The sequence below is a fragment of the Bordetella genomosp. 2 genome, from assembly GCF_002261345.1.
GTDB lineage: Bacteria > Pseudomonadota > Gammaproteobacteria > Burkholderiales > Burkholderiaceae_B > Bordetella_A.
On record NZ_NEVT01000004.1, the window covers coordinates 105,109 to 124,972 of the forward strand.

At 70.5% G+C, this 19,864-nt stretch carries 20 protein-coding genes; 13 read left to right on the forward strand and 7 right to left on the reverse strand.

The features are described 5' to 3' along the window. Nucleotides 1-111: 111 nt before the first annotated feature. From CAL24_RS09715 to CAL24_RS09735, 5 genes are all read left to right on the forward strand, one after another. Nucleotides 112-1,977 carry an ABC transporter ATP-binding protein gene (locus tag CAL24_RS09715; protein ID WP_028355371.1) on the forward strand — a complete coding sequence of 622 codons (1,866 nt, stop codon included), beginning with the start codon at nt 112-114 and terminating at the stop codon, nt 1,975-1,977. 9 nt (nt 1,978-1,986) lie between these two features. Beyond that, nucleotides 1,987-2,679 carry a helix-turn-helix transcriptional regulator gene (locus CAL24_RS09720; protein ID WP_094806579.1) on the forward strand — a complete coding sequence of 231 codons (693 nt, stop codon included), beginning with the start codon at nt 1,987-1,989 and terminating at the stop codon, nt 2,677-2,679. Between the two features lie 118 nt (nt 2,680-2,797). After that, nucleotides 2,798-3,169: a VOC family protein gene (locus CAL24_RS09725; protein ID WP_094806580.1), complete on the forward strand. Its 372-nt coding sequence runs from the start codon at nt 2,798-2,800 to the stop codon at nt 3,167-3,169. Between the two features lie 124 nt (nt 3,170-3,293). Then, entirely contained in the window at nt 3,294-4,487 is a 1,194-nt protein-coding gene (locus CAL24_RS09730) for an MFS transporter (RefSeq protein ID WP_028355368.1), read from the forward strand. A 177-nt stretch (nt 4,488-4,664) separates the two neighbouring features. Then, nucleotides 4,665-4,997 (forward strand): YegP family protein, encoded by a 333-nt coding sequence (locus CAL24_RS09735; RefSeq protein ID WP_028355367.1) that lies wholly within the window; start codon nt 4,665-4,667, stop codon nt 4,995-4,997. A 16-nt stretch (nt 4,998-5,013) separates the two neighbouring features. Here the strand turns inward: CAL24_RS09735 and CAL24_RS09740 are convergent, their stop codons facing one another. From CAL24_RS09740 to CAL24_RS09750, 3 genes are all read right to left on the reverse strand, one after another. Next, on the reverse strand, nt 5,014-5,472 hold the full coding sequence (locus tag CAL24_RS09740; protein WP_028355366.1) for a DUF2501 domain-containing protein: 459 nt from the start codon (nt 5,470-5,472) through the stop codon (nt 5,014-5,016). 162 nt (nt 5,473-5,634) lie between these two features. Then, nucleotides 5,635-6,774 carry a mandelate racemase/muconate lactonizing enzyme family protein gene (locus tag CAL24_RS09745; RefSeq protein WP_028355365.1) on the reverse strand — a complete coding sequence of 380 codons (1,140 nt, stop codon included), beginning with the start codon at nt 6,772-6,774 and terminating at the stop codon, nt 5,635-5,637. Nucleotides 6,775-6,782: 8 nt separating this feature from the next. Continuing rightward, on the reverse strand, nt 6,783-7,424 hold the full coding sequence (locus CAL24_RS09750) for a GntR family transcriptional regulator (RefSeq protein WP_249278518.1): 642 nt from the start codon (nt 7,422-7,424) through the stop codon (nt 6,783-6,785). Nucleotide 7,425: 1 nt separating this feature from the next. Here CAL24_RS09750 and CAL24_RS09755 point away from each other — a divergent pair, with 1 nt between their 5' ends. Genes CAL24_RS09755 through CAL24_RS09770 form a run of 4 tightly spaced genes read left to right on the forward strand, consistent with a single transcriptional unit; the run spans nt 7,426 to nt 11,140 of the window. Next, nucleotides 7,426-7,680, forward strand: coding sequence for an ABC transporter permease subunit (locus CAL24_RS09755; RefSeq protein ID WP_249278519.1), 255 nt, complete (start codon nt 7,426-7,428; stop codon nt 7,678-7,680). After that, a complete protein-coding gene (locus CAL24_RS09760) occupies nt 7,677-8,495 on the forward strand; it encodes an ABC transporter ATP-binding protein (protein ID WP_094806581.1) in 819 nt (272 codons plus the stop codon). The genes CAL24_RS09755 and CAL24_RS09760 overlap by 4 nt, the downstream gene beginning before the upstream one ends. 25 nt (nt 8,496-8,520) lie before the next feature. Next, the gene (locus tag CAL24_RS09765; protein WP_094806582.1) at nt 8,521-9,525 is read left to right on the forward strand and encodes an ABC transporter substrate-binding protein; all 1,005 of its coding nucleotides are present in this window, start codon (nt 8,521-8,523) and stop codon (nt 9,523-9,525) included. 16 nt (nt 9,526-9,541) lie between these two features. Then, nucleotides 9,542-11,140 carry a GMC family oxidoreductase gene (locus tag CAL24_RS09770; protein WP_094806583.1) on the forward strand — a complete coding sequence of 533 codons (1,599 nt, stop codon included), beginning with the start codon at nt 9,542-9,544 and terminating at the stop codon, nt 11,138-11,140. A 23-nt stretch (nt 11,141-11,163) separates the two neighbouring features. Here the strand turns inward: CAL24_RS09770 and CAL24_RS09775 are convergent, their stop codons facing one another. Continuing rightward, a complete protein-coding gene (locus tag CAL24_RS09775) occupies nt 11,164-12,165 on the reverse strand; it encodes a tripartite tricarboxylate transporter substrate binding protein (protein ID WP_094806584.1) in 1,002 nt (333 codons plus the stop codon). A gap of 242 nt (nt 12,166-12,407) precedes the next feature. Here CAL24_RS09775 and CAL24_RS09780 point away from each other — a divergent pair, with 242 nt between their 5' ends. Next, nucleotides 12,408-14,159, forward strand: a complete 1,752-nt coding sequence (locus CAL24_RS09780) for an IlvD/Edd family dehydratase (RefSeq protein WP_094806618.1) — start codon at nt 12,408-12,410, stop codon at nt 14,157-14,159. 3 nt (nt 14,160-14,162) lie between these two features. Here CAL24_RS09780 and CAL24_RS09785 read toward each other — a convergent pair whose 3' ends face one another. After that, the gene (locus CAL24_RS09785) at nt 14,163-14,624 is read right to left on the reverse strand and encodes an SRPBCC family protein (RefSeq protein ID WP_028355357.1); all 462 of its coding nucleotides are present in this window, start codon (nt 14,622-14,624) and stop codon (nt 14,163-14,165) included. A 71-nt stretch (nt 14,625-14,695) separates the two neighbouring features. On the opposite strand from CAL24_RS09785, the gene CAL24_RS09790 reads away from it, so the two are divergent. After that, nucleotides 14,696-15,025, forward strand: coding sequence for an ArsR/SmtB family transcription factor (locus tag CAL24_RS09790; RefSeq protein ID WP_028355356.1), 330 nt, complete (start codon nt 14,696-14,698; stop codon nt 15,023-15,025). 24 nt (nt 15,026-15,049) lie between these two features. Here CAL24_RS09790 and CAL24_RS09795 read toward each other — a convergent pair whose 3' ends face one another. Next, the gene (locus CAL24_RS09795) at nt 15,050-15,955 is read right to left on the reverse strand and encodes a LysR substrate-binding domain-containing protein (protein ID WP_094806585.1); all 906 of its coding nucleotides are present in this window, start codon (nt 15,953-15,955) and stop codon (nt 15,050-15,052) included. Nucleotides 15,956-16,061: 106 nt separating this feature from the next. On the opposite strand from CAL24_RS09795, the gene CAL24_RS09800 reads away from it, so the two are divergent. Then, a complete protein-coding gene (locus CAL24_RS09800; protein WP_170947059.1) occupies nt 16,062-17,027 on the forward strand; it encodes a 3-hydroxyacyl-CoA dehydrogenase family protein in 966 nt (321 codons plus the stop codon). Between the two features lie 76 nt (nt 17,028-17,103). Here the strand turns inward: CAL24_RS09800 and CAL24_RS09805 are convergent, their stop codons facing one another. Then, nucleotides 17,104-17,829 (reverse strand): FadR/GntR family transcriptional regulator, encoded by a 726-nt coding sequence (locus CAL24_RS09805; RefSeq protein WP_028355353.1) that lies wholly within the window; start codon nt 17,827-17,829, stop codon nt 17,104-17,106. A gap of 147 nt (nt 17,830-17,976) precedes the next feature. On the opposite strand from CAL24_RS09805, the gene CAL24_RS09810 reads away from it, so the two are divergent. Next, nucleotides 17,977-19,527, forward strand: coding sequence for an amidase (locus tag CAL24_RS09810; RefSeq protein ID WP_094806586.1), 1,551 nt, complete (start codon nt 17,977-17,979; stop codon nt 19,525-19,527). Nucleotides 19,528-19,864: the final 337 nt, after the last annotated feature.

Genomic DNA, 19,864 nt, shown 5'->3' on the forward strand with positions numbered 1-19,864 from the left:
TTTTCCAGATCGTCTTCGCCTTGCCTGCCGGCCATCGCCGGCAAGCCGGATGGTCTGTTCCTCTGCTTCCGATTGAAGTCCCGGCGCGCTCGCCGCGCCGGGCCGTGACAAATGGCTCTAAGAAAAATCGACTTTCGCGGACAAGCCTTCAAGGATGTCCTGGGTTTTACGTTCCGTCACTGGCGCGAACAGCCCTGGCGCGTGCTGCTGATCGTGGCGCTGGTGCTGCTGTCGGCGGTCGCCGACGTGCTGACGCCGCTGTACGCCGGCCGGCTGATCGATGCCGTGGCCGCCGGCACCGCCGCCTGGGACGCGGCCGCCGCGGCATTCTGGACCCTCGCCGCGCTGGGCGTGATCAGCACCCTGCTGCTGCAGCTGGTGTACTTCAACATCATCTCGCTCACGCTCAAGATGATGAGCGCCGTGGCCGCGCGCGCGTTCCACCGGGTGCAGCACCTGTCGACCGACTGGCACGCCAACAGCTTCGCCGGATCGACGGTGCGCAAGATCACGCGCGGCATGTGGGCGCTGGACCTGCTCAACGACACGCTGCTGGTGGCATTGCTGCCCTCGCTGGCCATGCTGGTCGGCGCGACCCTGGTGCTGGGGCTGTACTGGCCGGTCATGGGCCTGGTGGTGGGCCTGAGCTCGCTGCTGTATATCGGGGTGACCACGGCGCTGTCGCTGAGCTTCGTGGCGCCAGCGGCGCGGCTGGGCAACGCCTGGGACACGCGCCTGGGCGGCGTGCTGGCCGACGCCATCACCTGCAACCCGGTGGTCAAGGCGTTCGGCGCGGAACAGCGCGAGGAGGCCCGGCTGGCGCGCGTGCTGGGCAAATGGCGCCATCGCACCCGGCGCGGCTGGGTCCGCGGCTCGGTCAACGGCGGGGTGCAGGGCATCATGCTGGCCGCCATGCTGGCGGCCATCCTGGGCTCGGCGCTGATGCTGTGGGCCGACGGCCAGGCCAGCGTGGGCGACATCACCTTCGCGCTGACCATGTTCTTCATCCTGCAGGGCTACCTGCGCGACATCGGCATGCATATCCGCAACCTGCAACGCTCGGTCAACGACATGGAAGAACTGGTGTCGCTGCACGCCCAGCCGCTCGGCGTGGCGGACCGGCCCGGCGCCGGCCCCATTGCCATCGAACGCGGCGAGATCCGCTTCGAGCACGTGACGTTCCGCTACGGCGCGCACGCCACGCCGCTCTATGACGATTTCTCGGTGCGCATCGCGCCGGGCGAGCGGGTCGGGCTGGTCGGCCACTCGGGCTCGGGCAAGACCACGTTCATCAAGCTGATCCAGCGCCTGTACGACATCAACGCGGGGCGCATCACCATCGATGGGCAGGACATCGCCGCCGTCCGGCAGGCCTCGTTGCGCGGCCAGATCGCCATCGTCCAGCAGGAGCCGGTGCTGTTTCACCGCACGCTGGCCGAGAACATCGCCTACGCGCGGCCGGGCGCCAGCCGCGCCGAGATCGAGCAGGCGGCGCGGCTGGCCAGCGCCCACGACTTCATCATGGCCCTGCCCAAGGGCTATGAGACGCTGGTGGGCGAACGCGGCGTCAAGCTGTCGGGCGGCGAGCGCCAGCGCGTGGCGATTGCCCGCGCCTTCCTGGCCGACGCGCCGGTGCTGATCCTGGACGAGGCCACCTCCAGCCTGGACAGCGAGAGCGAGGCGCTGATCCAGCAGGCCATGGAACGCCTCATGGCCGGGCGCACCACCCTGGTGGTGGCGCACCGCCTGTCCACCGTGCGCGCCATGGACCGGCTGCTGGTGCTGGACCGCGGCCGCATCGCGGAAGAAGGCAGCCATGACGTACTGGTGCGGCGCGAGGGCGGGCTGTACCGCCGCCTGCTGGAACGGCAGGCGCTGGAACTGACGCACGGCCTCGACCTGCCCGACCACGCGCCGCGCCGCCGCGCGCTCGCGGTTGCCGACGCGGACGACGCGACGGCGCTGGCGCAAGGCTGAGGCCCGCCCATGTCCCGCGCCCGCCGCCTGTTCGCGCTGATCCAGTTGCTGCGCCGCCACCGCTACCCGATCACCGGCGCGGCGCTGGCGGCCGAGCTGGGCGTCAGCCTGCGCACGCTGTATCGCGACATCGGCGCCCTGCAGGAGCAGGGCGCGCAGATCGAAGCCGAACCGGGCCGCGGCTACTTGCTGCGGCCCGGTTTCGTGCTGCCGTCGCTGATGTTCTCGGAAGACGAAATCGAAGCGCTGGTGCTGGGCTCGCGCTGGGTAGCCGACCGGCGCGGCGACGCGCGCCTGAGCGCGGCGGCCTGCAGCGCGCTGGCCAAGATCGCCGCGGTGTTGCCCGAGGAACTGCGCGCCGCGCTGGACGCCGACATCATCCTGGCCGGCTCCGGCGCCACGGTGCCGATCGACGCAGCCGTGCTGCCCACGTTGCGGCAGACGATCCGCGCCGAGCAGAAACTCGACATCGTCTACCGGGACCTGCAGGACACCGAGTCGGCCCGCACCATCTGGCCGTTCGCGCTGGCCTGCTTCGACCATGTATGGCTGGTCGTCGCCTGGTGCGAATTGCGCCAGGCCTTCCGGCATTTCCGGGCCGACCGCATCGTCAGCCTGGCGGCATCCGGCGAGCGCTACCCGCGCAGGCGCCAGGTGCTGCTGCAGGCCTGGCGGGCGGCGCAGGCCATGGCGCCGCCTTAGCTGCGCCTCGCGGTACCCACTGACAGTTTCTGACAGCATGCATCTTTACGATGCCGTCTGGCCGGCGCGACGACACGCGCCGCGTCCAGCCGACGTCATTGCCTTTGCGGAGGATTCCATGACCGATCCCAATCTGCTTATCCTGTACGTCGACAGCCCGGACCGCAGCGCCCGTTTCTACACCGAGTTGCTGCACAAGCAGCCGGTGCACGCCACGCCGAACTTCGCCAAATTCAAGCTGGACTCCGGCCTGATGCTGGGCCTGTGGGCGCGCCAGACGGTCGCGCCGCGGGTGCTGTCGGCCGGCCGCGCCGGCGAGCTGGCCATTCCCGTGGCCGACCGCGATACGGTGCGCGCGCTGCACGCCGACTGGACCGAGCGCGGCATTCCCATCGCGCAACCGCCCACCGACCTGGACATCGGCCATACGTTCGTCAGCCTCGATCCCGACGGCCACCGGCTGCGCGTCATCGCGCCGCGCCGCGACTAGGCCGGTCCGCCCGGCCGGCGGCGCGACGCTGACAGCTGCCTGTCATGCACGACGGCTACAATCACCCCTGCACCTGCGGGCCCGCCGCCCGCAGGCCGTTCCAATCCCGCTTGACAATCACCCCATGACTGCTTCCCCAACCGGGCACCGTTCGCCCGGCCTGGTGCTGTTCGCGCTGGCGATCGGCGCCTTCGCCATCGGCACCACCGAATTCGCCACGATGAGCCTGCTGCCCTACTTCGCGCAGAGCCTGCACATCGATGCGCCCACCGCCGGCCATGTCATCAGCGCCTACGCGCTGGGCGTGGTGGTGGGCGCGCCGGTCATCACGGTGCTGGCGGCCCGCCTGCCGCGGCGCGCCCTGCTGATCCTGCTGATGACGATGTTCTCGTTGTTCAACGGCCTGTGCGCGTTCGCGCCCAGCTACGAATGGATGATGGCGCTGCGCTTCCTGAGCGGCCTGCCGCATGGCGCCTATTTCGGCATCGCCGCGCTGGTGGCGGTGTCGCTGGTGCCGGAGCAGCGCCGCACCCAGGCGGTGGGCCGCATGTTCCTGGGCCTGACCGTCGCCACCATCGTGGGCGTGCCGCTGGCCAACTGGCTGGGCCACGCGGTGGGCTGGCGCTGGGGCTTCGCCCTGGTGGCGGCCGCCGGGCTGCTGACGGTGGCCCTGGTGGCGCTGTTCGCGCCCGCCACGCCGGCCGATCCGCACGCCAGTCCCCTGCGCGAACTGGGCGCCCTCAAGCGCGGGCAGGTCTGGCTGACGCTGGCCATCGGCGCGATCGGCTTCGGCGGCCTGTTCGCCGTCTATACCTATCTGGCCGACATTCTGCTGGAAGTGACCGGTGTGGCGCCCGCGGCGGTGCCGCTGGTGCTGGCCGTGTTCGGCATCGGCATGACGGTGGGCAACATCGTGGTGCCGTGGTTCGCCGACCGCGCCCTCATGCCCACCGCCGGCGGCCTGCTGTTGTTCAGCGCGGCCGCGCTGGCGCTGTTCACCTTCACCATCGGCAATCTGTGGGCGATCTCCGCCGCGGTGTTCCTGGTGGGGCTGGGCGGCGCGCTGGGCACCGTGCTGCAGACGCGGCTGATGGACGTGGCGGCCGACGCCCAGGGACTGGCCGCCGCGCTGAACCATTCGGCTTTCAATACCGCCAATGCGCTGGGCCCTTGGCTGGGCGGCCTGGCGCTCGCGCACGGCCATGGCTGGCGCGCGCCCGGCTGGGTGGGCGCCCTGCTGGCGCTGGGCGGCTTCGCGCTGTGGCTGGTGTCGGTGTCGCTGGAGCGCCAGCGCCGCCTGCTGCGCCAGGCCGCCTAGGGCCGGTTGCCTCCAGGAAGCGCCGCGCCGGCCGCCAAAGAATGCAAAGCCGGGGCGCCCGGCCCCGGCGAACCTAGGCAAAACCCGCCGCATTACCTATGATCGGGGAACCCGGCGGGGCGCCTCGTCCGTCGGGCTCCTCGTCAGCGCAATCGTTTCATACCAAGGAGTCCCATCATGGCAGGTTGGTTTGAACTGAAAAAAGCAAGCAACGGACAATTCCACTTCGCCCTCAAGGCGGGCAATGGGGAAACCATCCTGACAAGCGAGATGTATGCCGCCAAGGCATCGGCCGAAAACGGCATCGCCTCGGTCCAGAAGAACAGCGGCGACGCTTCGCGCTACAACTCGGCCACCGCCTCGAACGGCAAGTTCTATTTCACGCTGCGCGCCGCCAACAACCAGGTCATCGGCAACAGCCAGATGTACGGCACGGAAGCCGCGCGCGATGGCGGCATCGAGTCGGTCAAGCACAACGGCGCCACGCAGGACATCCGCGACAACAGTTGAAGGGCCGGCGGCGGCGCTACAGGAACGACTTGCCCTGCTCCAGCACCTGGTCGCAGGCCTTGCGGGTGATCTCTTCCTTCAGCCCGCCGCCGCTCAAATCCACCGATTTGCCGCCGCCCTTGAGCACGCCGCCCGCGCCGGCGCTATAGCCCGGGTCGGACGCGGCTTGCGACTGGCCGCCGAGCTTGCCCACGAGCTGGTCCTTCACCGACTGCGCGTCGCCGCCGCCCAGGTAATTGTTCTTGATGCAGAACTCGAGCACGCCGGCGGCATTGCCGGCGCTGCCCGCGCTCAGCGACGATAGCGGCAGGTTGCCGCCCAGGCCCTGCGCCACGCCGCCGGCCGAGGCCCCCTGCTGGCCGCCGCCCATCTGGCCCTTGACCGCATCGAGCAATTGCGCGTGCGCCCCGCCCGCTGCCCACTGCGCTACGATCACTGCCGCTGCGCCGATGACCTGCCGATGACCGAATCTCATTGCGTGCTCCCTGGGTTGAAGGCTCCGCGATCATCCTAAAGAGTTCCGGCGGCCGCCGTTGCGGCGGCGCACGGCCGGATGCGACAAAGTATGTAGCGCGGCCCGCGCCCGGCGCGGCACGGTAGCAAGTCGATTCGGATTGTCACTGGCCGGACACGATGGTCAGGCGCAGCTTGCCCGCAATGCCGGCAGGTCGGGCTCGATGCCGATGCCGGGCGCCTGCCCCAGCCGCGCGACGCCGTCCCGCAATTGCGCCAGCGGCCCGCTGAGCAGGGTGCGCAGCGGATTGTCGTTGGCGTCGATCTCGAGCAGCCCATGGTTGCCGGCATCGTCGACGGCGGCCAGCACGTGGGCGGAGGCCATCAACCCGACGCCGGCGCCCAGGTAATGCGGGCAGTAGCGCAGCCCCGCCGCCCGGATGGCGCGCGCCACCGGCAGCACGCCGGAGATGCCGCCCCATTTGGCCAGGTCGGGCTGCACCACGCGCAGGAAAGCGCCGTCGATGGCGGTCCGGAAGGCGTCCGCGCCCAGGCAGTTCTCGCCGGCCGCCAGCGGCACCGGCGACTGGTGCGCCAGCGCCTGCCATTCCGCCAGGGGCCGGTCGGCGCGCAGCGGCTCTTCCAGCCAGGCGATATCGAGCTCCGCCATGGCCTGCGCCATGGTGGCGGCGACCGACGCGTCCCAGCCCTGGTTGGCATCCGCCATGAGCGGCACGCCGGGCCCCAGCAGCGCGCGCACGCGGCGCAGGTTGACGAGGTCGCGCTCCTGGCCGAAACCCAGCTTGAGCTTGAAGGCGCGATAGCCTTCCTGGCGCTTGCGCGACACGACCTGCTCGGGGTCGTCCGGGTTGATACCGCTGGCGTAGACCGCCACCCGGTCGTCCGTCCCGCCCAGGAATGCCCACAACGGCCGGCCGGCGCGGCGCGCGCACAAGTCCCACAGCGCCACGTCCACGCCGGCGATGGCCTGCGCCATGGGGCCGGGCTCGCCCGCCTGGATCGCCAGCACTGCCGTGGCCGCGCTCAGGTGGGCGTAGGCCTCGGCCGGCGCGGCGTAGGCGCGGCCCACCAGCAGGGGCCGCAGCACGGTGTCGACCAGGCGGGAGCGATGCTCGGCGCCGCAGGCCGGGAAATTGCACCAGACCTCGCCCCAGCCATGCGCGCCGTCGCGGTCCTCGACGCGCACGAACACGGCCGGACGGTCGTGCATGACGCCGAACGAAGTGCGCACCGGGTGTTCGACCGGATAGCGCAGCACATGGACCTGCAGGTCGGCGACGTTCAGGCGGTGCGCATCGTCCATGGGGGGCCTCAGGGGATCAGGTTCATTTCGACATGGATGAAGTCGCCGCGATAGGAGACTTCGCTGAGATAGATCACGCACCCCTGGGCGTCGACGAACACGCGGCGCACTTCGGCGATGGGAGTATTCACCGCCACCTGCAGCTGCTGGGCCACTTCGGTGTCGGCCGTGCCGATGGTCAGCGCCTGGCGCGCCTGGGCGATCTGCACCTGCGGCAGGGAAACCAGCAGCGGGATGACGGTCTCGTTGCGGAAACGCGACGGGTCGAGCCGGAAGACATGCTCGGCCAGATAGATGTTGATGACGCAATACGGCTGGCCTTCCCGCTCGTGGATGCGCCGCATGAACACATAGCGGTCGGCGGCGAGGCCGTCCTGCGGCGTGAGCGGCGGGCTGTGGATGGCTTCGTCGATGGTGACGATCTTGGGCTTGGTGTCGCGGTAGACCTTGGCCAGTTCGGCCAGGGTGGTCTGCACGCGCAGCCAGCGGTCGTTGGGCGGCAGGCCGGTGACGAAGGTGCCGCGCCCCTGCTGCGGCGAGACCAGGCCTTCGCGGGTCAGCACGTCCACCGCCTGGCGCACCGTGACGCGCGCCACGCCGAATTCGGCCACCAGCTCTTCCAGTGACGGCGAGATCTTCCGCAAGGTCATCGTGCCGCTGACCATCCCGCACATGCTGACCGCCCTGCGCGTCGCGCTGGGGGTAGCCTGGGCCACGCTGGTGGCCTCGGAACTGATCGCCGCGCAGCAGGGCCTGGGCGCGCTGATCCAGGATGCGTCGTCGTTCTTCCAGCTCGACATCATCTATGTGGGCATCATCTGCATCGGCCTGATCGCCCTGGCGATGGACCTGCTGCTGCGCGCGGCGGCGCGCCGCCTGGTGGCCTGGCAGGAGCGCATCGCATGACGGCGCCGCTTTCCGACGTACGCATCAGCTTCCGCAATGTCGCGGTCGACTATCCGACGGCCGACGGCCCCATGCGGGTGCTCGACGGCATCGACCTGGATATCCGCCAGGGCGAGTTCGTCTCGGTGATCGGCCCGTCGGGCTGCGGCAAGACCACTATGATGAACATCGTGGCCGGCTTCGTGCAGCCCACCGAGGGCGAAGTGCTGCTCGACGGCAAGCCGGTGCGCGGACCGGGTCCGGACCGCGGCGTGATCTTCCAGGAATACGGCGTGTTCCCCTGGCTGACGGTCAAGGAGAACATCGCATTCGGGCTGACGCTGCGCGCCAACCGCGTCGAGCGCGCCGAGCGCGACGAGATCTGCCAGCGCTACATGAGCCTCATGGGGCTGGCCGATTTCGCCAATCACCATCCCAAGCATCTGTCGGGCGGCATGCGCCAGCGGCTGGCGCTGGCGCGCGCCTACGCGGTCAAGCCGCAGTTCCTGCTGATGGACGAGCCGTTCGGCGCGCTGGACGCGCAGACCCGCTCGGCCATGCAGGACTTGCTGCTGCAGGTGCTGCTGGCCGAAGACAAGACCGTGATGCTGATCACCCACTCGGTGGAAGAAGCCATCTACCTGTCGTCGCGGATCGTCGTGGTGACGGCCCGGCCGGCGCGCATCCGCACGGTGATCGACGTGCCGTTCGGCTATCCGCGCGCCGAGAACCTGCATGAAGACCCGCGGTTCGGCGAACTGCGTTCGCAGATCCGCAGCCTGGTGATGGAGGAATACGCCAGGCAAGCCCGCCAGGCCGTGCGCCTGGGCGATTGACCACCGCTAGAGAGGAAAAGCCACCATGAATCCGCAGCGCAGAACGCTATTGAAGACGGGCGCCCTGGCGGCAGCCATGACGGGCATCGGCATGCCCTGGCTGGCGCGCGCCGCCCAGAAGGTCCGCGTGGGCTACCTGCACACGCCCGCGGTGGACGGCCAGATCTGGACCGGCCTGGAAACCGGCGCGTTCGCCACGCAGGGCCTGGACCTGGAGATGATCAAGTTCACCACCGGCCTGGAGCTGTTCCAGGCCATGATCGGCGGCAGCCTGGACATGCTCTCGACTGGCGCCGTGGTGTCGAATTTCCCGGCGCGCGGCCAGGGCAAGGTATTCCTGCTGAACAACGTGGAATACGCCACCGCCCAGCTATGGGTGCGCGGCGACGCGGGGATCCGCGGCGCCGCCGACCTCAAGGGCAAGAAGATCTCGACCACCGCCGGCACCACGGCCCATGTGTTCCTGGACCGCGTGCTCAAGGGCGCCGGCCTGCAGGAAGGCAAGGACGTGCAGATCGTCAACCAGCGCATGACCGAGGCGGTCACTTCCTTCATCTCCGGCGCGGTGCCGGCGGTGGCGCTCTGGGTACCTTTCGACGTGACCATCAAGCAGAAGGTGCCGGACGCGCGCAAGCTGGTGGATGCCTCGGCGTTCTATCCGGAAGCCGCCATTGTCGGCGGCTGGGCCGCGCGCAACGACTACTACGAACAGAACCCGCAAGTGATCCAGGCGCTGATCAAGGGCTGGGTGCAGGCCAATGATCACCTGCTGGCGCACACCGACGAGGCCGTGGCGGTCCTGCAGCAAAAACACTATCCGCAGGTGCCGCTGGCCGACATGAAAGACCAGTTCAAGGCGTCGAAGTATTTCACGTCGGCCGAATGGCGCGCCAAGTATGCCGACGGCACCGTGACCAAGTGGCTGCAGCAGGTGACCGACTTCTTCGTGCAGACCGCCAATATCGCCAACCCGGTGCCGGCCGCCACCTACTTCGATCCCAAGCCCTACCTGGATATCGTCAAGGCCTGATGCGCCCTCGCCCGCCATGAGCCCCGCCTACGACTACATCATCATCGGCGCCGGGTCGGCCGGCTGCGTGCTGGCCAACCGCCTGAGCGCCGACCCGGCCTGCCGGGTGCTGCTGCTGGAAGCGGGCGGCGCGGACCGCAACTTCTGGCTGAAGTTGCCGGTGGGCTATTTCCGGTCGATCTACGACACCCGCTACTCATGGCAGTTCGCCGTCGAGCCGCAGCCGGAAACCGGCAACCGCGCCATCATCTGGCCGCGCGGCCGGGTGCTGGGCGGGTCGAGTTCGATCAACGGGCTGATCTACATCCGCGGCCAGCACGCCGATTTCGACGACTGGGCGCGGCTGGGCGCCACCGGCTGGAGCTATCGCGAGGCGCTGCCGTACTTCAAGAAGTCGGAATGCTATGCGGGCGGCGAGAACGAATACCACGGCGGCAGCGGCGAACTGCACGTCTCGGACCTGCGCAACGACCACGCCTTGTGCGCCACCTGGCTGGAGGCCGGCGCGCAGGCCGGGCTGCCGGCCAGCCCGGACTTCAACGGCGCGGTCGACAGCGGCCTGGGCTGCTACCAGCTGACCCTGCGCGGCCGCTGGCGCGACAGCGCCGCGACCGCCTTCCTGCACCCGGTGCGCGCGCGGCCGAACCTGACCGTGCTGACCGGCGCCCACGTGACGCGCCTGCTGATCGAGCGCGGCGTCTGCCATGGCGTGGCCTGGCTGCGCGACGGCCAGCAGATGCGCGCGCAGGCGGCCGGCGAAGTGATCCTGGCGGCCGGCGCGCTGCAATCGCCGCAATTGCTGCAGTTATCCGGCATCGGGCCGGCGGCCCTGCTGCACAAGCACCGCATCGCGGTGCACGTGGATGCGCCGGAGGTCGGGCGCAATCTGCAAGACCATTACCAGGCACGCGTCATCGTCAGGGTCAAGGACCGACTCTCGCTGAATGACGACGTGCGCAACCCCTTCAAGCTGGCCCGCATGGGCGCGCGCTGGCTGTTCGGGCAGGATGGCCCGCTGACCGTGGGCGCCGGCCAGGTGGGCGGCATGGTCTGCACCGAGCACGCGCGCGGCGGCCGCGCCGATGTGCTGTTCAATGTCATGCCGCTGTCGGTCGACAAGCCCGGCGACCCGCTGCATGCGTTCTCCGGGTTCTCGGCTTCCGCGACCCAGTGCCGCCCGGATTCGCGCGGCACGGTGGAGATCCGCTCGGCCGACCCGCTGGCGCCGCCCCACATCGTGTCCAACTACCTGACCGAGCCGCACGACATCAAGGTGCTGGTGGCCGGCCTGCGCATGCTGCGCGAGATCTACCAGCAACCCGCCTTCCGCCCCTATCTGGCGGGCGAAGAATACATGCCCGGCGCCGCCTTGCGCAGCGACGCCGAGCTCGAGCATTTCGCGCGCACGCGCGGCGGCACGGTATTCCATGTGTCGGGCACCTGCCGCATGGGCAGCGACGCCGGCGCCGTGGTGGACCCGGCCTTGCGCGTGCGGGGCGTCGAGCGCCTGCGCGTGATCGACGCCTCGGTCATGCCGGCCATGGTGTCGGCCAATACCAACGCCGCCACCCTCCTGATCGCTGAAAAAGGCGCCGAGCTGGTGGCGCGCGGCTGACGGCGGGCGGGCGGCGGCGCGCCCTATTCGGCCTTGACGCCCGCGTCGGCGATCACCTTGGCCCACTTGGCGCGCTCGGCCGCGATGCGGGCCGCGGCATCGGCCGGCGTGGTCCAGGTCGCCACCGCGCCCTGGTTCAGCAGGGCCGCCTTGACCGCCGGCTTGGCGGCGATCTGCTTGAGGGCGCCATTGAGTTTCTCCACCACCGGCGCGGGCGTGCCGGCCGGCGCCACGATGCCGAACATCGAGCTGACCTGGAAGTTGGGCAGGCCGGCCTCGGCAGTGGTGGGCACGTCCGGCAGCGCCTCGGCGCGCGCGTCGGCGGCCACCGCCAGCGCGCGCAGCTTGCCCGCCTTCACGTGGCCCTGCGCGGCCGGCACGGTCTCGATCATGCTGAGCACCTGTCCGCCCATCAGGTCGGTCATGGCCGGTCCGCTGCCCTTGTACGGCACGTGCAGCACCTGCACGCCGGCCGTGGTCTTGAACATTTCAGCGGCCAGGTGCTGCGGCGAGCCATTGCCCGCCGAAGCCATGGTCAGGTAGCCCGGCTTGGCGCGGGCCAGGGCGATGAACTCCTGCAGCGACTGCGCCTGCACCGACGGGTGCACCACGAACACCAGCGGCACCGTGCCGACAATGGACACCGGCGCGAAACTCTTCTCGATGTCGTACGGCACCTTGCCCTTGTAGAGTTCGGCATTGATGGAATGGCTGGTCAAGGCCCCCATCAGCAGCGTATAACCATCCGGGTCGGCCTTGGCGACCTGGTCGGCGCCGATATTGCCAGCGGCCCCGGCGCGATTCTCCACCACGAACTGCTGGCCCAGCGTGGTGGACAATTCCTGGGCCAGCACGCGGCCGATCACGTCGGTGGCGCCGCCGGGCGGATACGGCACCACCAGGCGCACCGGCCGCTCTGGATAGGCCGCCGCCACCGACGCCGCCGGCAACGCCAGGCCGGCGCACAGCGCCAGCGCGGACCACAGCACGGCGCGGCGCGCCGGAATGGGTTCGGACGAAAACATGCAGGTCTCCTTGCCGGGATGGTTATCGGATCAGTGCGGCGCCCGGCTCGCCTGCCGCACAAAGTGTAGGAGGCGCGCCCTGATAGAAGAATCAGAACTTTTCTATAGACCGATCTTGTTTTTCGATCAACGCCGACGCTAGCCGCCGGCGCGCCCGACCGCCGGCCCGCCTTGCTTGCGCCGGCGCAGCTGCTCCAGATATGATGCGGCTGGAAATTATCAATAATATTATCGAGATTACCGTGCCTGCCAAAAAGCCCGACAACACCTCTCCCAGCGGCCTGCGCAAAGGCCTCACCAACTACGGCGACACCGGTTTCTCGCTGTTCCTGCGCAAGGCCTTCATCAAGGGCGCGGGCTACACCGACGACGCCCTGTCGCGGCCGGTGATCGGCATCGTCAATACCGGCAGCAGCTACAACCCCTGCCACGGCAATGCCCCGCAGCTCATCGAGGCGGTGCGGCGCGGCGTCATGCTGGCCGGCGGCCTGCCGGTGGACTTCCCCACCATATCGGTGCACGAGAGTTTCTCGCAGCCCACCAGCATGTACCTGCGCAACCTGATGTCCATGGACACGGAGGAAATGATCCGCGCCCAGCCCATGGACGCGGTGGTGCTGATCGGCGGCTGCGACAAGACCGTGCCGGCCCAGCTGATGGGCGCGGCGTCGGCCGGCGTACCGGCCATCCAGCTGGTGACCGGCGCCATGCTGACCGGCTCGCATCGCGGCGAACGGGTCGGCGCCTGCACCGACTGCCGGCGCTACTGGGGCCGCTACCGGGCCGAGGAAATCGACGCCGCCGAGATCGCCGACGTCAATAATCAACTGGTGGCCAGCGTCGGCACCTGCTCGGTCATGGGCACCGCCAGCACCATGGCCTGCCTGGCCGAGGCGATGGGCATCATGCTGCCGGGCGGCGCGTCGGCGCCGGCCGTGACCGCCGACCGGGTCCGGGTGGCCGAACGCACCGGCGCCGCCGCGGTCGCGCTGGCGCACAGCCGGCTGACCCCCGACCGCATCCTGACCGGCAAGGCGTTCGAGAACGCGCTGCGGGTACTGCTGGCCATCGGCGGATCCACCAACGGCATCGTGCACCTGACCGCCATCGCCGGGCGGCTGGGCATCGACATCGACCTGGCGGGCCTGGACCGCATGAGCCGCGAAACGCCGGTGCTGGTCGACCTGAAGCCATCGGGCCAGCACTACATGGAAGACTTCCACAAGGCCGGCGGCATGCCGGCCCTGTTGCGCGAACTGCGCCCGCTGCTGCACCTGGACACGCTGACGGTGTCGGGCCGCACCCTGGGCGAGGAACTGGACGCGGCGCCGCCGCCGTTCGCCCAGGAGGTCATCCGGCCGTTCGATTCGCCCATCTACCCGGTGGGCGGCCTGGCGGTGCTGCGCGGCAACCTGGCGCCCGGCGGCGCCATCATCAAGCAGTCGGCCGCCGATCCGGGCCTGATGGAACACGAGGGCCGCGCGGTGGTGTTCGAGGACGCCGAGGACATGGCGCGCCGCGTCGACGATGAAGCGCTGGACGTGCGCGCCGACGACGTGCTGGTGCTCAAGCGCATCGGCCCGACCGGCGGGCCGGGCATGCCGGAGGCCGGCTACATGCCGATCCCGCGCAAGCTGGCGCGGGCCGGCGTGAAGGACATGGTGCGCATTTCCGACGGCCGCATGAGCGGCACGGCGGCCGGCACCATCGTGCTGCACGTCACGCCCGAGGCCGCCGTGGGCGGCCCGCTGGCCTACGTGCGCAACGGCGACCGCATCCGCCTGTCGGTGCAGCGGCGCGAGATCGCGCTGCTGGTCGACGATGCGGAACTGGCGCGCCGCGCCGCCGCGCAACCGGCCGAGCGGCCCGCCGCCGAGCGCGGCTACCGCAAGCTGTACCTGCAAAGCGTGACCCAGGCCGACCAGGGCGCCGACTTCGACTTCCTGCGCGCGCCGCAGCGGCGCGAGACGGTGCCGGGCAAGGGCCCGCGTTGACGCCTATTTGTAGAAGCCCGCGCGCAGGTTGATGCCGTGCTCCACGTAGGCTTTCATGGCGCATAGCATGCCGGTCCAGCCTTCGCAGTTGCCGTAGGAGCCTTTCAGCCCCGCTTCGTTCTGGCGGAAGCCCGCCTCGGTGATGGTCACCAGCGTGCGGGTATCGCCATCCAGCGGCTCGAAGCGCAGCGTGACGGTGGTGTCGTAGGCGCCGGCCGGGTCCGTGTCGGCCACGGCCTGCCATTGCAGGACGATTTCCCTGTCCTGCTCCACCTTGACCACCTTGACCGGGAACGCGCCGGGGAAATCGGCGAAATCCCAGGTGACCGTGGCGCCGGCCTGCAGGCGCCCCTGCGCGCCGCCGGTGGTGAAGTAGCCGGACAATTTGCGCGGGTCGGCCACCGCTTCGAAGACCTCGTGCACCGGCTTGGCGATGCGTCCGGACACCGTGAATTTGAATTCCATGCTTGGCTCCTTGCTCTCTGCCATTCAGGCGGCTGCTTGCCATCCAGGCCGTTATGTTATAAAAATATAACATGTTCAGGGACGATGTGGATATTTCCGATGCGGTGTTCAAGGCGCTGGCCGACAAGCGCCGCCGCGCCATTCTCGACGCCCTGCGGGACGACCCCAAGACCACCGGCCAGCTGGTCGCGCTGTTCCCGGATATCGACCGCTGCACGGTGATGCAGCACATGCGCGTGCTGGAGCGCGCCGGGCTCATCGTCGCCCGCCGCGAAGGGCGCGAGCGCTGGAACCACCTCAACGCCCTGCCCATCAAGCACATCCACGACCGCTGGATCGGCGATTACGCCCGCAATGCGGCCGGCCTGATGGCGCGCCTGGAAAAAACGCTGCAGTCGTGAAGCCGCCCGGCCGCGGCCGGCGTCCTACGGCGCCGCCGGCAGGTGCGCGTGCAGCACCTCGAGCAGCGCCATCGCGGCGGGCGACAGGCTGCGGTGGCGCGCGGTCACCAGCCCGATGGAACGCTCGGCCACCGGCCCCACCAGGGGCCGCTCGACCACCCCGCTGTGCGCCACCGCGCCGGCCGCGATGGCCGGCAGGGCCGCCACCCCGAAGCCGCACTCGACCATGGCGACGATGGTGGTCAGGTGCTCGGCCTCGAAGGCCGGCTGGAAACGGATGCGGTTCTGCAGGAAGGCCCATTCGGCGTACTGGCGCACGCTGCTGGGCTGGACCATCGAGACATGGGCCGCCGCCACGGTGTCGGCCCAGCGCAGCGGCCCCTTGCGGCGCGCCAGCGGATGGCCCTGGGGAATCAGCAACAGGAAACTGTCCGACAGCATCGGCACGTAATGCAGGTCGGCCTGCTGGGGGTCCGCCGCGGTGATGGCGAAGTCCACCGCGCCGGCGCGCACCAGGTCGAAGGCCGGGCCGGACAGGGTGTCGTGCACCTTCAGCGCCACGTGCGGATGCGCCTGCCGGTAGGCCATCAACACGCGCGGCAGCAAGCGCGCGGCCACCGAGGGCAGCGCCGCCACCGCGACCGCGCCGCGCTCGGCGCTGGCGATGCCGCCGACCGCGTCGATGGCCTCGCGAAAGACCGCCTGCAGGTTGGCGGCCTGCTGCAGGAATACCTCGCCCGCCGCGGTGAGGCGCACGGTGCGCGTGGTGCGGTCGAACAGGCGCACGCCCAGCGCCTCTTCGATGCGCAGCACCTGCGTCGACAACGCCGACTGCGACAGATGCAGTTGCGCGGCGGCCTGCCGGAAATTGAGGGTGCGCCCCAATACCAGCACGGTTTCGACGTCGCGCATGGACAGGTTGATCTTCATGGTATTGATCTTGTTTGTTGATCATTCTATCCAAAAAATCTACTTCATCAATCAAAGCGGCTTCTCTACACTGGCGCCGGTACCCCGATTCGACCAAGGAGCAACGATGAGCGCCATGCAGCCCCCCTGCCTTGCCAACCCGGCCGCGAGCCATGCGGTGATCGTCGGCGGCGGGACCATGGGCGCGGACGTCGCCGTGGTGCTGGCGCGGGCGCGCTGCCGGACCACCGTGGTGGAACCCGATGCCGACCGCGCCGCCGCCCTGCCGGCGCGCATCGCCGCCAACCTGCGGGCGGCCGGCCATCCCGAGGGCTCGGGCGGCGTGGGCGTCGCGGCCGGCCTGGACGCGGTGGACTGGACGCAGGTCGGCCTGGTGATCGAATGCATTCCCGAACGCCTGGACCTGAAGCAGGCGCTGTTCGCCGACCTGGAGCGGCGCGCCCCGGCCCAGGCCATCCTGGCCAGCAACAGCTCCAGCTTCCCGATCGGCGATATCGGCGCGGGGCTGGCCAGCCGCGCGCGCATGCTGGGCCTGCACTTCTTCATGCCGGCCCACCTGGTGCCGCTGGTGGAAGTCGTGCTGTGCGAGGCCAGCGACATGGCCTGCGCCGATGCCCTGATCGCCTTCATGCGCCGCTGCGGCATGGTGCCCGTGAAAGTGCGCAAGGACCTGCCCGGCTTCCTGGCCAACCGCCTGCAGCACGCGCTGTCGCGCGAAGCCTTCGACCTGATCGACCGCGGCATCGCCTCGCCCGAGGACGTCGACGCCGCGGTGCGCTTCGGCTTCGGCTTCCGCTTCCTGGCGGCCGGGCCGGTGATGCAGCGCGACCACGCCGGCATCGACGTGCACGCCGCCGCGGCCGCCACCATGTACCCGTCGTTCTGCAACAGCGACCAGCCGGCCCGCTGCCTGGCCGAGCGCGCCGCGGACGGCCGGCACGGCATGAAGGCCGGCGCCGGCTTCTACCAATGGACGGCCGAATCGGCCGCGGCCGAGCGCGCCCGCTACGACCGCCTGCTGCGCGCCGGGCTGGCGCTGATCCAGGACGAATTGCCGCCGATCGAACCATGAACGGGCGCCCGGACCGGCCGGCGAATATCCGCGGCGGGCGGGGCGCGCCCTGGGCAGCGGCCGCCGCGCGAGCGCCTCAGCTACGTTTCGGGGCGTCCTTGCGCGCGCCCGGCTTGAGTCCGGGAATCGCCAGCGCCAGGCCGGCGCGGTCCGCCACGTTGTGGATATGCGCGCGCATGGCGCGGCGCGCCTGTTCGGGCACGCCGGTGGCCAGGGCGTCGATGATGGCCAGGTGCTCGCGGATCGGCTCGCGCACCCGCGCAGGGTCGGCGAAGGCGACCTGGCGGCTGCCTTCGACCACGTCGCCGATGCTGTCGGCGATGTCCTGCAGCAACGGGCTGCCGGCGATTTCGTACAGGCCGGCATGGAAGGCATGGTCGCCCTCGGCCATGACGACCAGGTCGCCCTCGGCCGCGGCAGCCTCCATCTGTTCCACGGTGGCGCGCAGCCGCGCCAGCCCATGGCGGGTCACCACGCCCGCCGCCAGCGCGGCCGCCAGCTCTTCGAGCTCGCAGCGGACCAGGTAAACATCGCGCAGCGCGTAGCGCCCCTGGAAGCGCCAGCGGCCATAGGCGCTGCCCAGCCCGCTTTCGCCGGGACGGACGATGAAGACGCCGCGCCCGGCTTCGCTGCGCAGCAGGCCCAGCCCTTCCAGCATGGTGATCGCCTCGCGCAGCGAGGCGCGGCTGACGCCCAGGGACTCGGCCAGCTGGCGCTGGCCGGGCAGGCGCCGCGCGTCGGCCCATTCGCCGCGCCGGATGCGCATCTGCAACTGCTGGGCGATGTGTTCGACTGTATTCATCATGCTTCCTTGCGGCAGCCATCCGCGCAGCGGCGTTGACAGTGATTTCTCCGGTGGGCATTATGGCACCAACTGGTCAGACCGGTTGCGACACCCGGCCGGCCTTCTCCCCGCCCGTGCCGCCCGGCACCCCTGCCTCCGCCCGCCATGAAAGCGCTACTCGACCGCTTCGCCGCCGCCATCGATGACATGGCCGGATTGACCGACTACCCCTACCGCGACCGCCAGCAGGCGTGGCTGGAACGCCTGCAGCTCAACCTGCCCGAGTTGCAGGCGGTGGAGACCCTGGCGCCCGGGCCCGAGCTGGGGTACCTGGAACCGCCCGCCGCACCGGTGGCGGGCCCAGCCCTCGGCTCGGACCATGCGGCGGCGCCGGCCGCCGCCCCGCGCGGCGACAATGGCCCGGACGCGGCGCTGGACGCGCTCGAGCGGGCCGGCCGGCAAGCCGGCCTGAACGCTTTCATCTCCCTGGCCGATGAAGCCGCGCTGCGGCGCCAGGCCGGCCAGGCGGCGCGCGACGCGGCGGCGCGGCCGCTGCTGGGCGTCCCCGTCGCCGTCAAGGACCTGATGGCGGTGGCCGGCTTCGCGCAGACCAACGGCAGCGGCGGCCCGGCGCGGCCCGCCGCCGCGCGCGACGCGCTGGCGGTGGCGCGCCTGCGGCAAGCCGGCGCGCTGGTCATCGGCACCACCAACCTGCACGAATTGGCGTATGGCATCACCAGCGCCAATCCACACTTCGGCGCGGTCGCCAACCCGCGCCATCCGGGCCATACGCCGGGCGGCTCCAGCGGCGGCTCGGCGGCCGCCGTGGCGGCCGGCATCGTGCCCATCGCCGTCGGCACCGATACCGCGGGCTCGATCCGCTATCCCGCCGCGTGCTGCGGCGTGGTGGGCTTCAAGCCCAGCTTCGACGCCATCGCGCGCGACGGCGCGCAGACGCTGGGCGCCAGCCTGGACCACCTGGGCCCCATCGCCGCCAGCGTCGCCGACGCCGCGCTGGCCTATGCCGTCATGGCCGGCCAGCCGGCCCGCGCGCTGCGCGGCGCGCCGCTGGCGGGCCGGCGCGTCGGCGTGCCGCGCCGCTACTTCTACGAACCGCTGGCCGCCGATGTGGCGCAGGCGCTCGAAGCCGCGCTCGAGTCGCTGCGCCGCGACGGCGCCGAACTGGTGCCGGTCGACATCGCCGGCATCGAGACCAGCGCGGGCCTGCAGTTCGTCACCTTGTGCAGCGAAGCCACCGAGCTGCACTGGGACCGCCTGACGCGCCATCCCGAAACCCTGGGCGCGGACGTGCGCGTGCGCCTGGAAGTCGGGCAATTCCTGCCGGCCATCTGGTACACCCGGGCCCAGCGCGGGCGCGCCGCGCTGGCTCGGGCCATGGACGCGGCGCTGGCGCAGGTCGACGTGCTGGTCACGCCCACGACCCGCACCACCCCGGCGCCGCGCGCGGCGACCAGCGTCGCCATCGGCGCGCGCGACTACCCGCTGCACACGGCGGCCACCGCGCTGACCATGCCTTTCAACCTGACCGGCCTGCCGGCCCTGACACTGCCCTGCGGCGCCGACCCGGCCGGCCTGCCCATCAGCATGCAAATCGTCGGCGCGCGCGGCGCCGACTGGCACGTGCTGGACGTGGCCGCGCGCATCGAGACACTGGTAGCCGGCCGCTATCCGGCAGGCGGAATGCCAGGTGTCTGACACCGCTACGAGATCGGTACGAGCCCGAATCGCTGCGAGCCCGTGCGTGGCGGTGAGGCCCGGGCGGCCAGTTGGAGGGAGGGCAGCCCCCGCAGGGGGCCGAGGGCGCCTGGTGGCGCGCCCGAGCCGAGCGACGTGGCCGCCCGGGCCTCACCGCCACGCGCGGGCGCCCCAAGAACCCACCCCACCGAACCGCCAGCCCCCCCGTAGGCGTTTCCCCTAACTGGTCAGACCGGTCGTAACAGCACTACAACTGCGGCTGGAGTACTTGCATCCCTCAGTTCGTTCAGCCATGACTGCCGGCGTAGCCGCCGCATGCCGTTCTTGAAGGAGAAGT

What these genes read in the sequence shown, in the direction of transcription:
- CAL24_RS09740 (WP_028355366.1), bottom strand. Translation starts at nt 5,472, where the DNA reads ATGAGATTCGGTCATCGGCAGGTCATCGGCGCAGCGGCAGTGATCGTA.
- CAL24_RS09775 (WP_094806584.1), bottom strand. Translation starts at nt 12,165, where the DNA reads ATGTTTTCGTCCGAACCCATTCCGGCGCGCCGCGCCGTGCTGTGGTCC.
- CAL24_RS09765 (WP_094806582.1), top strand. Translation starts at nt 8,521, where the DNA reads ATGAATCCGCAGCGCAGAACGCTATTGAAGACGGGCGCCCTGGCGGCA.
- CAL24_RS09750 (WP_249278518.1), bottom strand. Translation starts at nt 7,424, where the DNA reads ATGACCTTGCGGAAGATCTCGCCGTCACTGGAAGAGCTGGTGGCCGAA.
- CAL24_RS09805 (WP_028355353.1), bottom strand. Translation starts at nt 17,829, where the DNA reads ATGAATACAGTCGAACACATCGCCCAGCAGTTGCAGATGCGCATCCGG.
- CAL24_RS09720 (WP_094806579.1), top strand. Translation starts at nt 1,987, where the DNA reads ATGTCCCGCGCCCGCCGCCTGTTCGCGCTGATCCAGTTGCTGCGCCGC.
- CAL24_RS09715 (WP_028355371.1), top strand. Translation starts at nt 112, where the DNA reads ATGGCTCTAAGAAAAATCGACTTTCGCGGACAAGCCTTCAAGGATGTC.
- CAL24_RS09745 (WP_028355365.1), bottom strand. Translation starts at nt 6,774, where the DNA reads ATGGACGATGCGCACCGCCTGAACGTCGCCGACCTGCAGGTCCATGTG.
- CAL24_RS09795 (WP_094806585.1), bottom strand. Translation starts at nt 15,955, where the DNA reads ATGAAGATCAACCTGTCCATGCGCGACGTCGAAACCGTGCTGGTATTG.
- CAL24_RS09785 (WP_028355357.1), bottom strand. Translation starts at nt 14,624, where the DNA reads ATGGAATTCAAATTCACGGTGTCCGGACGCATCGCCAAGCCGGTGCAC.
- CAL24_RS09730 (WP_028355368.1), top strand. Translation starts at nt 3,294, where the DNA reads ATGACTGCTTCCCCAACCGGGCACCGTTCGCCCGGCCTGGTGCTGTTC.
- CAL24_RS09810 (WP_094806586.1), top strand. Translation starts at nt 17,977, where the DNA reads ATGAAAGCGCTACTCGACCGCTTCGCCGCCGCCATCGATGACATGGCC.
- CAL24_RS09760 (WP_094806581.1), top strand. Translation starts at nt 7,677, where the DNA reads ATGACGGCGCCGCTTTCCGACGTACGCATCAGCTTCCGCAATGTCGCG.
- CAL24_RS09800 (WP_170947059.1), top strand. Translation starts at nt 16,062, where the DNA reads ATGAGCGCCATGCAGCCCCCCTGCCTTGCCAACCCGGCCGCGAGCCAT.
- CAL24_RS09735 (WP_028355367.1), top strand. Translation starts at nt 4,665, where the DNA reads ATGGCAGGTTGGTTTGAACTGAAAAAAGCAAGCAACGGACAATTCCAC.
- CAL24_RS09790 (WP_028355356.1), top strand. Translation starts at nt 14,696, where the DNA reads ATGTTCAGGGACGATGTGGATATTTCCGATGCGGTGTTCAAGGCGCTG.
- CAL24_RS09770 (WP_094806583.1), top strand. Translation starts at nt 9,542, where the DNA reads ATGAGCCCCGCCTACGACTACATCATCATCGGCGCCGGGTCGGCCGGC.
- CAL24_RS09725 (WP_094806580.1), top strand. Translation starts at nt 2,798, where the DNA reads ATGACCGATCCCAATCTGCTTATCCTGTACGTCGACAGCCCGGACCGC.